This window comes from Microcoleus sp. PH2017_28_MFU_U_A (assembly GCF_020738035.1).
Classification (GTDB): domain Bacteria; phylum Cyanobacteriota; class Cyanobacteriia; order Cyanobacteriales; family Microcoleaceae; genus Microcoleus.
In genome coordinates this window covers 114515-126934 of the sequence record NZ_JAEQCX010000044.1, presented here as the reverse complement: position 1 = coordinate 126934, position 12420 = coordinate 114515, and the positions used below count along the sequence as shown (strand labels likewise).

The 12420-nt window shown below is 45.3% G+C and carries 13 protein-coding genes and 1 pseudogene; 5 read left to right on the top strand and 9 right to left on the bottom strand.

Annotation, left to right across the window (positions count from 1 at the left end; genetic code table 11):
* A partial coding sequence (locus JGK14_RS10325) for a DUF4351 domain-containing protein (RefSeq protein ID WP_293181163.1) occupies positions 1-406 on the top strand: 406 nt, incomplete at its 5' end.
* A 107-nt stretch (positions 407-513) separates the two neighbouring features.
* On the opposite strand, the gene JGK14_RS10320 is transcribed toward JGK14_RS10325, so the two are convergent.
* From JGK14_RS10320 to JGK14_RS10300, 5 genes and pseudogenes are all read right to left on the bottom strand, one after another.
* Positions 514-1287 carry a class II aldolase/adducin family protein gene (locus JGK14_RS10320; RefSeq protein ID WP_293181160.1) on the bottom strand — a complete coding sequence of 258 codons (774 nt, stop codon included), beginning with the start codon at positions 1285-1287 and terminating at the stop codon, positions 514-516.
* A 67-nt stretch (positions 1288-1354) separates the two neighbouring features.
* Positions 1355-2074 carry a hypothetical protein gene (locus tag JGK14_RS10315; protein WP_293181157.1) on the bottom strand — a complete coding sequence of 240 codons (720 nt, stop codon included), beginning with the start codon at positions 2072-2074 and terminating at the stop codon, positions 1355-1357.
* A 165-nt stretch (positions 2075-2239) separates the two neighbouring features.
* On the bottom strand, positions 2240-3487 hold the full coding sequence (locus JGK14_RS10310) for an NAD(P)/FAD-dependent oxidoreductase (RefSeq protein ID WP_293181154.1): 1248 nt from the start codon (positions 3485-3487) through the stop codon (positions 2240-2242).
* Positions 3488-3511: 24 nt separating this feature from the next.
* The gene (rd, locus tag JGK14_RS10305; RefSeq protein WP_293181151.1) at positions 3512-3673 is read right to left on the bottom strand and encodes a rubredoxin; all 162 of its coding nucleotides are present in this window, start codon (positions 3671-3673) and stop codon (positions 3512-3514) included.
* A gap of 258 nt (positions 3674-3931) precedes the next feature.
* Positions 3932-4243, bottom strand: a pseudogene (locus JGK14_RS10300) (DUF433 domain-containing protein).
* Positions 4244-4323: 80 nt separating this feature from the next.
* On the opposite strand from JGK14_RS10300, the gene JGK14_RS10295 reads away from it, so the two are divergent.
* The 3 genes from JGK14_RS10295 to JGK14_RS10285 all read left to right on the top strand — a co-directional run bounded on the left by JGK14_RS10295 (position 4324) and on the right by JGK14_RS10285 (position 7689).
* Positions 4324-4998: a polysaccharide deacetylase family protein gene (locus JGK14_RS10295; RefSeq protein WP_293181145.1), complete on the top strand. Its 675-nt coding sequence runs from the start codon at positions 4324-4326 to the stop codon at positions 4996-4998.
* A gap of 137 nt (positions 4999-5135) precedes the next feature.
* Positions 5136-6122, top strand: coding sequence for a hypothetical protein (locus JGK14_RS10290; RefSeq protein ID WP_293217760.1), 987 nt, complete (start codon positions 5136-5138; stop codon positions 6120-6122).
* An 85-nt stretch (positions 6123-6207) separates the two neighbouring features.
* Positions 6208-7689, top strand: coding sequence for an S-layer homology domain-containing protein (locus JGK14_RS10285; protein ID WP_325315036.1), 1482 nt, complete (start codon positions 6208-6210; stop codon positions 7687-7689).
* A gap of 243 nt (positions 7690-7932) precedes the next feature.
* Here the strand turns inward: JGK14_RS10285 and JGK14_RS10280 are convergent, their stop codons facing one another.
* The 3 genes from JGK14_RS10280 to JGK14_RS10270 all read right to left on the bottom strand — a co-directional run bounded on the left by JGK14_RS10280 (position 7933) and on the right by JGK14_RS10270 (position 10981).
* Positions 7933-9129: a tetratricopeptide repeat-containing sulfotransferase family protein gene (locus JGK14_RS10280; protein ID WP_293217763.1), complete on the bottom strand. Its 1197-nt coding sequence runs from the start codon at positions 9127-9129 to the stop codon at positions 7933-7935.
* Positions 9126-9977, bottom strand: coding sequence for a hypothetical protein (locus JGK14_RS10275; RefSeq protein ID WP_325315035.1), 852 nt, complete (start codon positions 9975-9977; stop codon positions 9126-9128). The genes JGK14_RS10280 and JGK14_RS10275 overlap by 4 nt, the downstream gene beginning before the upstream one ends.
* Before the next feature lie 341 nt (positions 9978-10318).
* Positions 10319-10981: a glycerol-3-phosphate ABC transporter substrate-binding protein gene (locus JGK14_RS10270; RefSeq protein ID WP_293191017.1), complete on the bottom strand. Its 663-nt coding sequence runs from the start codon at positions 10979-10981 to the stop codon at positions 10319-10321.
* A gap of 202 nt (positions 10982-11183) precedes the next feature.
* Here JGK14_RS10270 and JGK14_RS10265 point away from each other — a divergent pair, with 202 nt between their 5' ends.
* Complete coding sequence (locus JGK14_RS10265; RefSeq protein ID WP_293181127.1) at positions 11184-11858, top strand: acetoacetate decarboxylase family protein; 675 nt, start codon at positions 11184-11186, stop codon at positions 11856-11858.
* A 386-nt stretch (positions 11859-12244) separates the two neighbouring features.
* Here the strand turns inward: JGK14_RS10265 and JGK14_RS10260 are convergent, their stop codons facing one another.
* Positions 12245-12412, bottom strand: a complete 168-nt coding sequence (locus JGK14_RS10260) for an orange carotenoid protein N-terminal domain-containing protein (RefSeq protein WP_293181124.1) — start codon at positions 12410-12412, stop codon at positions 12245-12247.
* Between the last annotated feature and the right edge of the window lie 8 nt (positions 12413-12420).

Here is a 12420-nt window from a genome sequence, read left to right as displayed (position 1 = left end):
TTGGACTTATTTTATCAAAAATGCTCCCGAACTGGAGGAAATACCGGAAAAATTTGCATCAGTACCCGAAATGCAAACAGCTTTTAATATCGCCAACAGGTCAAGTTTAAACCTTGAGGAATTACAAGCATTAGAAAAACGGGAAATGTTTTTTGAAGACCAACGCGGTGCTGTTATCAAAGGGATGCAAGAAGGTCGCCAAGAAGGCCGTCAAGAAGGTCTAATTGAGGGACAAATAGCATTAATTTTGCGTCAAATCACGCGACGTACTGGTGAAATACCAGCAACAATCCAAACTCGCATCCAGCAGTTATCTTCCCAACAATTAGATGATTTAGGAGAAATTTTGCTAGATTTTACCAGTCAACAGGATTTGATAACTTGGTTGGAATCGATGTCAGCATAAAAGTATGACCCACCCTACAAGTCTAGAGTAGGGTGGGGATCCATCTATAATCTACAAGTTTGTTGAATATCTGGTAGCGACGCACCCTACCAATTATCACCACATAGCTAATCTAACAAGTCTGGTTCTCGGCGCACAATCATGTCATAAAGTGGTTGAAAGCTAAACCATCCCATGCGGTGAGAGCCTACTTGCTGCTGTGTCAAACGAGCACATTCTGGCTTGATGAGAATGGGTTTTCCGGCTGCTTCGGCCATTAACTGCGCCTGACAAGAACGTTCCATTGCAATAAACCACCAAGCTGCTTCATCTACTGTTTCACCTACTGTTAACAGTCCGTGATTTTGTAAAATAATTGCTTTTTTATCTCCTAAAGTTTTGGCGATGCGTTTAGCTTCTTCGATTTCCAAAACAACTCCGGTGTAATCGTCAAATAAAGCGTGATCCTCATAAAAAGAACAAGCATCTTGAGTCAGCGGGTCAAGCAACTTGCCCAAACTCGACCAACTTTTGCCGTAGGGTGAATGGGCGTGGGCTGCTGCGATTACGTCGGGCCGGGCTGCGTGAACTTGCGAATGAATGGCAAATGCTGCTTCGTTTACGGGTTTATTTCCTTCAACAACTTCGCCTTTGTGGTTGACTAAAATTAGGTCGCTGACTCCAATTAAACTAAAGTGCATTCCAAAGGAATTTACCCAGAAATAATCTAGGTGTTCGGGGTCGCGGACGGTGATGTGTCCGGCAATTCCTTCGCTGAATCCGAAACGACCAAATAATCTGAGTGCGGCGGCTAAACGCTGTTTGCGGTGGCGGCGTTCTTCTTCAATTGAGTTGAATGTCGGCGGTTGAAAAGTGACTTTTGGAACTTTTACTGCAATCATATATTTGGGAATTGGGAATTGGGAATTGGGAATTGGGAATTGGGCATTGGTTGTTATTTGTTATTTGTTATTTGAGCCGCGTTTCCTCAGACTTTTGACTGACATCCGTTACCTCCGCTACAGAATCCGTTGCCGAACTTCCTTCGCTCAAGCGCAAACCTACTATGTTTTTGCAGTCGAAAGTGGCGTTATTGCCGGGGCGCCGTTCGATTAATTCGATGATTTGTCCGGCGGGGTTTTGCAGAAACCACTGGGTTAATGAACCGTAGTTTAAAGGTTGATCTGACAGGGGCTTGAAGTTTTTATTTTGCCATATTGTAGCAGCATTCTGCACGTTTTCCACTCGAATCGCGACGTGGTGAACTGCTGCTAATCCTCTTTCTTGCTGGAAGCGGTTTTTTTGGTCGCCGGCTGCGTGGGGCGCATCCAATACTACTAAGCCTCCGGCTGGCATTAATAATGTCATTAAATGCAGCCATAAATCGGAGGGAATGTTAATGTTTTCCGAACAAAAGTTAATCGGGAATAAGTCGGGGCCTTCAACTGTTTTGGCGCCGAAGGGGCGAAAAGATTCGGCGTAGTTTTCGAGTTGAGTGCGACTGGGAAATGTGATGACAAAGTGGTCGATCGCAACTTTTTCGTCGTACAGGTGTGTTTCAAACGTCCAGGTTGTTAAAAATTCGGGAGTGATAAATTTGGGGTTGAATTCCAGTAAGCCGTTGTTTTCGAGGAAAGGTGAGTCAAGGTGGCGATCGAACTTTAGGGTTTGTAGATTCAAGTTTTTCATGTCTCTCACCCGATGTTAAGTACGCAAAACTGCGAATTTTGTCTGCATTCTGAAGTTGACGCACAGTTGATGCGCCTTGATTCAAAAATAACACAAAATTTAATACTGGCAAGCCGATCGCAAGTCCCAAACCTCGATCGACCAATCTCAAAGCCTAAAATAGTATCATTTGCCGATCGCGATTCCAGCCAACCACGCCGTAGTCCACGCACTTTGGAAGTTGAAACCGCCCGTCACGCCGTCGATATCCAAGATTTCGCCAGCAAAGAATAGTCCGGGACAGCGGCGACTTTCCATTGTCTTGAAATCCACTTCCTTGAGGTTGACACCGCCGCAGGTGACGAATTCTTCCTTAAATGCGCCTTTTCCTGCGATTTGATATTCGCCTTGGACGAGTTCGAGGAGGAGTTTATCGATCGCCTTATTGGATAAGTCAGCCCAGCGTTTTTGTTCGTCAATGCCGATCGAACTTGTCAAACGTTCCCAGAGGCGGCGCGGCATCGGAAACGGACAGCTAGAGACGATTAATCGGTGCGACAACTGCGATTTGACTCCCAGCAGTTGCTGCCGCAAAACCTCTGCATTGTACTGGGGAAGCCAATTAATCAGCACAGATGTTCGATAATGGCGATCGTGCAAAAATCTCGCACCCCAAGCCGAAAGTTTGAGTACAGCAGGGCCACTGACACCCCAGTGAGTGATTAACAAAGGCCCGCTTTGTTCTAATTTTGCTCCCGGCAATTTCACCTTAGCATTCGGAACCGAAACTCCGGCTAAATCTTTGATTCTGTTATCAGCAATATTAAAAGTAAATAGAGAAGGGACTGGCACTTCTACAGTATTACCTAACTCTTTTGCCCATTTGAAACCCGACGGATTGCTACCTGTAGCGAGTAAAATGCGATCGCACTTAAAACTCTCCCCCGACTTCAACTCAACTTCAAATGTAGAGGCAATATCCCCGTGACCGTCTTCTGCGCCATTCCCCATTAACTTCTTTACATAAACGACTGCATCGCCCGTGCGAATTCTCACGCCTGCATCCTCAGCAGCGCGGATCAAACAGTTAACAATTGTCGCCGAATCGTCTGTAATCGGAAACATTCGCCCATCTTCTTCTGTTTTCAATTTCACGCCGTGACTGGCAAACCAATCAACCGTATCGCGGGGTTGAAATCGAGTAAAAGCACCGCGCAGAGCTTTTCCACCTCTGGGGTAATTCTGCACTAAAACACCGGGGTCAAAACAAGCATGAGTGACATTGCAGCGTCCGCCGCCAGAAATGCGAACTTTTGCCAGGACTTGGCGGCCTGCTTCTAGTAAAGTGACGCGGGCTTGCGGGTAGGTTTTAGCGCAGGTAATTGCACTAAAAAAACCCGCAGCGCCACCGCCTATGACTGTAATTTTTAACATTCGATCGGACAATTTTTTTCTCGCTTATTCTTCTGGTTCAAAATCGGATTTTGTCACCCCGCAAGTGGGACAAACCCAATCGTCTGGGATATCTTCAAAGGCTGTACCGGGCGCTATGTCTCCGTCGGGGTCGCCTACTTCTGGATCGTAGACATAATTGCAAGTTGTACAAACGTATTTTTGCATTTGCTTCGCTCAATTTTATATTGTTAGCTAGTAAATTGTACATTACAGATCAACTTTGTGCAATACCAGAAAAATTAAATCTTTCACAAGTTACAATTCACAATTATCAAATAGACCTCGGGCAAAAATAAATAGGATGCTGCTCAGAGCATCGTCCCACATTTTTTTGGGTGCAGCGGCTTGTGCAAGCAAATATGTTTGTAGGGGCGAAGCATGACCTCGGTAAATATGGGATTATAACTAATAATTTATATGCGGTCATGCGAGAGTCCTCTTCAAAAACCAGATGCACCCCATAGATTCTGCTTCCAAGCACTCCCACTCAGCATTTTCTGCTGCTATATCCGTGTCGATTTGGTCTTTATTCGCAAAATAGTAGGCTAATGCCCCATGAATTTGTGCTAAAGTCAAGTGCGGTATTTCATCAATGATTTGTTGTGGAGTCATCCCGGCATTAAAATCAATAGCAATGTTTTATACTGTAATTCTAGTTCCTGCAATTCGCGGGCGGCCGCCGCAAGTTCCCGGCGTGCTGACAATTAGCGTTCCAATATCAACGGCAGTTGTCATATTTACCTCGATTGAGTTAAGTTTAATTTATTGTAATGCAGCTTCATTTCTACCCGATCGCACTTTCGCAACATTAACCAATGCCCTTAGCACCTTTGTTTCCTGTCGTTCATCCCATTCTCAAATCGGCTTTTCCCAAATGTCTGTGGACGGGAGATATCAACAGCCGAGAAATTGCCCTAACATTTGACGACGGGCCGCACCGGCTGCACACACCTCAATTGCTAAAAGTTTTAGATAAATACGACATCAAAGCGAGTTTTTTCTGGCTGGGTTTTTGCGTGGACAGGCATCCAGAAACGGCTAAAGAAGTATACGATCGCGGACACTGGATCGGCCTCCACGGCTACCAGCACGTATCGTTTGCCAAACTCAAAACTCACGAACTCAAACTAAGTTTAGCAGACACGCAAAAAGCAATTAGCAAAGCTTGCGATTTAGACCCAAAATTAATCCGCGACGTGCGGCCGCCAAACGGCATTTTTACGCCGCGAACATTAGAGTTATTGCAACAGTGGGAATATCGCCCGGTAATGTGGAGTGTTGTCCCGGAAGATTGGGTGCGGCCGGGGGTGATGAAAGTTACGAGTCGCGTCGTGCAGCAAACAGAAAATGGTTCAATAATTGTACTGCACGACGGTTATTGCGGCGGCGAAGATGTGGCGACTTCTGCTGATAAAATTATTCCATTGCTGTTGTATAAAGGTTACAAGTTTGTAACAATCGATCGCCTTTGGCAACAAATTTCTGCCTGATGGCGTCAGTGCGATCGCTCCTGGAAACCAAAAAACCGGGTGTTTTAACCGAGATTCAGGGTTTTTAGCCCGCGATTGCGCGATCGCAAAACCCGGTTTTGACGCACCCCTCTGCAAGTCCTAATTCTCATAAATTCATGAAAAAAATACTGTTTGTAGCATCTTTGGGTTTGGCGGTGTGCGGATGGGCGATCGAGCTTTCTCCTGCTTCCAGTCAAACAGAAACTAGAATTGTCGTACAGCAGCCAGCCGGTGACGTATCCGCGCCTGCTGTCAACTCAAAACCCTTTCAAACCGAACTGCTAAGCCCGGGAGTGGAACCCCGACAGCAACTGCGTTTAAAACCAAATTTAGGTATCAAAAGAACGACTACCATGACTGTGAAAACAGAGATGGGAGTATCCGTGGGAGAGAAGTCTATCAATCCGACTAAAGTTCCGACTATGGTCTTAACTATAGAGACACAAGCCACTAAAATTGATGCCAATGGAGATATTCATTACGAGTTTTCCTACGCTAACGCAGATATTGGTGGCGATACTTCAGGTTTGCCAACTGCCGCCGTGGATAGTATGCGATCCGCAGTCAAGAAGTTAGTTGGACTGAAAGGTAATTTCATCATGGATAGTCGGGGTTCTAATAAAGGAGGTAGCTTTACTTTACCGAAAGATGCTGATAATAGCGTTAAACAAATAGTTGAAAATATGTCTAAATCCTTACAGCAGCTTGCCTCGCCGCTACCGGCAGAAGCAGTTGGCAAAGGTGCAAAATGGCGTATTTCTTTTCCATCTAATACTGGTGGCATGAATGTAAATCAAACTGCTATCTATGAATTGATGGACTTGCAAGATGGAGTTGCCACTCTCAAAACTAGCGTAGAACAACAAGCAAATCCCCAAAATTTGACTTTACCCCAATTACCTGCTGGCTCTACTATGGCGGTAAAATCTTTTATGTCTCAGGGTCAAGGAGAAGTTATAATGCGACTGGATCAATTAATGCCTGTTCGTTCCGTCGTTTCTATCAATTCTAATGCTGAAATGACTTTTAAAATTGCAGGTAATCCAGAAGAATCAACCATGAAAACAAAATTGTCGATCGAGATGAATTTGGATTCTAAATAAGCAATTCATTAGGTGAGAATACCTGATATTATGTAAAGCTTTCGAAAGCTTCGATCGCCAATTTGCCACTAGAGGAGTCTGTTCTATGGTTCGATCGCACAAACGTCAAGCTGTCATCGCTTTAGTGGTAGCCTTGGGAATAATCATCGGCAATTTAGTATTTCCAGGGCTGAATGTAGCGCCAGCATTGGCAGAAGCCAAATTTAAAGATGTTAAAGACCATTGGGCTCAAGCCTGCATAGAAGAATTAGCCGAGAAAAAAATCATCAGCGGCTATTACGAAGACGGCACTTTTCGCCCGAACCGCCCCGTCAGCCGCGCTGAGTTTGCAGCGATGCTGCGGAGGGCTTTTTCTGATGCCAAAACCGTCCGGAATCCGATCGACTTTGCAGATATTCCCACGAATTACTGGGGTTATAAAGCAATTCGAGAAGCATATCAAACGGGTTTTATGTCCGGTTCCAGTGGTAGTATTTTTAACGCGACTTTGAACATTCCCCGCTGGCAGGTTTTGGTCGCCTTAAGCAGCGGCTTGAAATATACGCCTGCTGGTTCAGCGCCTGAGATTTTGAATGCGACTTTTGAAGATGCGCGAGACATTCCCGAATTGGCGAGAAATGCGATCGCCGCCGCCGCCGAAAAACAACTTGTGGTCAACTATCCCGCCGTCAAACAGCTAGAACCGACACGCAATGCAACGCGCGCCGAAGTAGCAACTTTTCTGTGTCAGGCGATCGCCAAACCCGGCAAAACAGCCTTAGTTCCCTCGCAATACATCGCGCAAGTTCCGCCGAATATCGGCCCGCCGAGAACCACAGAAATCTCGGAGTTTGGGAAAGTTAGGGCAGAAGTGTCTTTTGTCAAAGAAGCAGAAAATGCTAAAAATATCCGCATCAAAATTATCCGTGACGGTAAAACGTTACTAGAAGAACCAGTGCTGATTCCCACTCGTTCTCTAGCAGACAATCCCGACAAAAAAGCCAGCGACGAAGTATCCGAAGGGCGTTTGTTATCCGTGCGAATCCGCGATTTGGACGGCGACAAGGAACCGGAAGTGCTGGCAGATTTAGTCTCAATTAAAAGCGGCGTCCGCTGTTGCAATTATTCGTTTATTTACCGCTACGACTCAGCCGCAAAGAAATACACTCACATCAAGCATTTTTGGGGCAATGTGAGTTACGAAATTGTCGATTTTGGCAAAAATGATATCCCGGAGTTCAAGAGTCTGGACGGGCGATTTGCTGAGGCTTTTACCAATTATGCGGATTCTCGCTTACCGCTGCAAATTTGGCAGTACCGGCCAGGTAAAATGGAAGATGTTACGAAGCAGTATCCGGTGGAAGTATACACCAATGGTGCTGAGTTGTGGCTGGAATCTCGGAAGCGATCGAGCGAAGATGCAGAGGTAAAAGGCGTGTTGGCGGCCTTCATGGCGAGCAAGTATGTCGCGGGTCAGGAGGCGGAAGGTTGGCGGTTGTTGGAGAAAGTTTATCAAGGGCGCGATCGCACTCAATTCTTTGGGAAGTTGCGCGAGTTTTTGGTGAACACGGGTTATGCGAGTAAGTAGGTTTGGATTTTTTTAACCGCAGATGAACGCGGACAAGCGCGGATAAGATGTAGGGTGCGCTAGGCGCACCTTAACTGGTTAATTATCTCAATCATGGATGCAAATGACACTCTCATGGTGGCTAATTTTTAGGTACGTAGTTGCGCTTCAGCGCTCTTATATATATAATACAAGAGCGCTGAAGCGCAACTACGTACCTTATATTTAATATGACAGTTGCATCTAGGACTTTATTTATTTTGCTTACCATTCAAAGTCTCTCTGCACATATTCGGCTAATTCTCGATTGTGCGGCTGAAAATATTCGCGCAGTCGCTGACAGACAACATCATTCGCGGGCTGATAATTCCCACCGTTATATTGTTTGTAATCGCTGAGTTGATGATCTGGTAAATCTAAAAAATCAAAGACTTGGCTGAGTGTCGCAGCCGGATTTGCATAAAATTCTTCACTCTGCAATATTAAAAACTGTTCCCTGGGAAAAAGATTCATCCACTGTTTGAGACTGCAAGCATAAAGACTCTTATAAATATAATGACAATCTTTCCAATAACTTTTATCTGCTAAACTTGTTTCGGTAGCGTCTGCGAGTAATTGTAACTCGGCATCGATCGCCTTTTCAAACGTCCTGGATTCCGTTCCGCGCCTCACCAGCATTTGATAGTGCGACAAAGCGCGATCGACTGGATTTCGCAAAATCACAATCAGCTTAACTTTTGGCAAACATCCGTGCAATCTTGACGCAGCTAGCGGGTGAGTCAGATAAGTCGGAGTTGCTTCTCCTGTCAAAAAATGATGCGCGTCTATTGGCGGCGGAAAGTGCGCTTGATACCAAGCTAATCCTTTGTTGAAATGTTCTGAGAAGAAACAGATTTCTTTATTGGCAGCGGGTAAAATCTGAGGGTGTGCAGTGATATATTTGTAGAGAGAAGTTGTGCCGCACCTCGGAGAACCGATGATGATGAAATCGGGTTCGCACAATTGGGTTGAATTCCATTCTACTTGGGACAGTTCCGGGCGAGATGCTACAGTTTGCAAGCGGACTGCGGTTTGAAAAAGTGCGATCGACTCCTGGATTTTTCCCTGCTTGCTCAGCGCCACAGCCAAGTTAATGTAGGCTAAGGGAAAATTTGGCAAAATCTCGATAACTTCGCGGTACAGAGCCACCAAACCGTCAATGAGAGGAGAATCTTTGGGGAGGGGCGCGTACATTAACGGGAAGTAAGCGGCGGTAAAGTTTGGTTGCAGGAGAATGGCTTTTTGGTGACAGGCGACGGCTGCGGCAATTTGGCCGTTTTGTTGCAGGGCTTTTCCTAAATCGTAGTAAGCTGAGGGCGAATTGGGATTTTGGACGATCGCATTTTCGTAAAGCGCGATCGACTGTTGCAATTTCCCCTCTTCCTTTAGTGAATCTGCCACAGAACTGTCATCAAAGTTCATACTGGAATCCTGTAATAACCGCGCATCATCACCTTAATATCTAAATGCTTCATTTGGGCCGTAGAAGCATCGTGAATCATATTTTCAGTCGGTGCAATATAAGCCTCACCCGGTGCAATTCTCAGCTTCACCACCGGATATTCTGGGTAGCGCTGCATAAACTGATAAGTTAACTGTCGCGTCCAAGGTTTCCCAATATCAGCACCAGAACATCCCAGCATTTGAAAAATGTCCATCTCCGTCAAATTCACAAACAAAAAATAACGGCTGTCCCGCCCTAAATTCACACAAATCCGATTAGTAGCCTCCTGCTTTTTATCCAGGGGCAGATTGTCCCAACTATCAGTATGCAAACCGTTGCGACAACCGCGTTTGTTATCAATTGTCGCCGTACTCAATCCCGGCTGTCGGCCTCCCATACCGCTGATAACTGGCGGCGAATCCGACAGACAAAAAGGCTTAAAATAGTCAATTAGTCGATCGAGTATCTGTCCGCATTTTTCCTGAGACTTAAACTCAGCCACCTGTAGGGGAGTGGTTAGCGAAGCGATAGCAGCATCAGCCAACAAAGCCAAAACATCCGCAGGTAAACGCACAATTCCGACACCCGCATAGTGGGGCGGCGGTTCGTCTGTCCAAAGCAGCGCCGACTCTGCGGGCGTCGGTTCCCTCCAAGGTTCTTTGGGCATAAAAGCACCTTCACAATACTGAAGGCGATCGGGCGAAGTGTCAACAGCTAGCTGCGTACCCGAACTCAGCCACACTCGGGGAATTGTGCACTCTTTTGTAGTTTCTAACTCCCGATTTTGACAGCGATAAATTACTATACTTTGACGGAGATTGCACATTATTTAATATTGCTCAATCGCACTTACTAAAAACCTGTTTGCAGCATCGAACTTTAGTCATATATTCCCTATTTGAAGTTCGTAGTAAGGACTTTAGTCCTATCTTCTAAGTTTCAGGTTCGTAGTAAGGACGGGAGCATCTCACTTTTGCAAAAAAGCAATTTCTTTACAGTGCGAGCGTCCCCGCTCGCGATCTATACTCGCGAGCGGGGACGCTCGCACTGTAAAATCAAAACATCAAAACTGAGATGCTCCCGTAAGGACTTTAGTCCTATCTTCTAAGTTTGTAAAGCAAGGACTGAAGTCCTGACTGCGAACTTTTTAAAGTTGGGAAATCTTGCTTAATGAGTGCAATGAGTGCAGTGAGTGCAGTGAGAACACATCGCCCCAACCTCAAACCCTTCAGCATTCGGGAACTGCCAGAGAGTTTGTGTTAAAGTTGTGCGATCGACATTCTGGCGAGGAACCGAAGAAAAAGTCAAGACGCGGGCTTCATCGTCTGTGCTTTCCACCAAAATTTCGCCCTCAGCAACCTTAATTGCATCTCGGTGCAAAATGCTGATCCCGAACATTCCAGTCATTCCCAATTCTGACAGTTTACCCGCAATTTCATTCAGAAATTCCGAGTTATTGACAACAGCTTCTGACCGTTCAACTGCTGCCAAAACAGCCTCAGTAACGCGGACAAATTCTAAGGGAAACCAAACCCATTCGCCTGATGCTTGATTTTGTTCCACCTTCCACATATAAGGAATAGCATCGCCGTATTCTGCGGTTGGCTTAACATAAGCATTGTTGCCATCAAACTCTTCAACCAACCTCTCGTTATCCGAGAGGTCAAAGTGTTTGTGAAGCAAGCAGATACCAACCTGTTTTTGCAAGCCGTGACTGCGGATGATAGCACCGAGTTCGGTCATGTTGTCTTGGGCTTGTTCCAGTAGGTCTCTTGCCGTAAAAAAATGCTCTAAACTATCGAAAACATCTGGCTTGTAAGATGTCAGCATACAGGTTTAGGTTCCTTCTAAATATTCACTAAGTAGACGATATTTAACTTTTGCTCAAATGTCAACTAATTGCTCGCTATTCGCAGATTAATCTTTCTTATGCGTGAATATACCGGGATTTTATGAAAAATACCAAAACCTGTTGCTGTTTTAGAGCCTAAGCTAAAATAAATATAAAATATCAGATCTAAAATCACTTAAAATGGTATATTCACCTGCTCCTTGGCACCTGCAAGGTTATGCTGTTCAGACTTTGCAATTGGTAGATGTAGCACGAGTGCGCCCCTTGGTTCCCTCTGAGTTAGAAATTGTCTGTTTATTGCCAGGAAAAACGCTAGGTGGCATTTATATATCCTCCTACGGGCTGGGTTCCGTGATGGAGTACAATGAGTTAATTGTAGTTAGCGCGATCGCCAGTTATGCAGGAAAATGGGGCGCTTGGATTTCGCACATCTACGTAGACAACCCTAACTCAGTAGCTGGCGGGCGCGAAATTTGGGGACTTCCTAAAGAATTAGCTCAGTTTAGTTGGGAAGGCAGCGATTCAGTAAAAGCATCACCGCTAGGCTACCGCGTCACAGTTAGCCAAGGAAATCTGCAACTGTGCAGTCTCAATTACAGCAAACAAAGTTTTGGATTTCCCCTACCTTTGAGCGGAAATATTTTTAGCGCCGATCGCACAAATTTGCTAATGTTTAAAGGAGAGTTCCAGTCTCGCATCGGCTTTATCAAAGGCGAAGTAGAAATCTCTGAAGAGAGTCATTTTGCCAATCTAAATTTAGGTCAGCCATTGCTCGCAGTTGGCTGCGAAGAGATGCATTTAATTGCAGGTGCGCCGAAACTTGTAGGGAACATAGCTGCTGAATTCACTTATTAGCTGGAATCGGTAGGTGGGCAATATAAATATATAGCGGCTATCAGAAAGATGAGGTACGTTGTTGGGCTTTAGCCCTCTTTGTCTGGGAGGTTATGTAAGCTGTCAGTCATACCTCATCTTTCTGAGAACCGCTATATAGCCTTTCTTAAAAAGATGAGGTACGTAGTTGGGCTTGGGCCCTCTTCGTTTAGTGGTTATATAAGCTGTCAGTCATACCTCATCTTTCTGAGAACCGCTATATATCTTTTGCAAAATTCCTTTTAATCAAATTTTGGAACGGGCAAGATGCCCGTTCCACAAAAAGAATTTTTTCTGTGGAACGGGCAGAAGAGCCCGTTCCTAGCTATTTTTGCAAAAGGTTTAATGCCCACCTTACTTTACTCAAATTAAATGCCAGCGCCCGGAGCGACTTGGGCACCCATTTCTAAAACTGTACCGCGCAGGAAATCAATTTGCTCTTGAAAGTCCATGCCTTGAATCTTTCCTAATAAAGCTTGTCCAGCTTCGGGAAGTTGATAGTTAGGAGGCACGGGAATAATAGTTCCTTCATCCATTACCACCT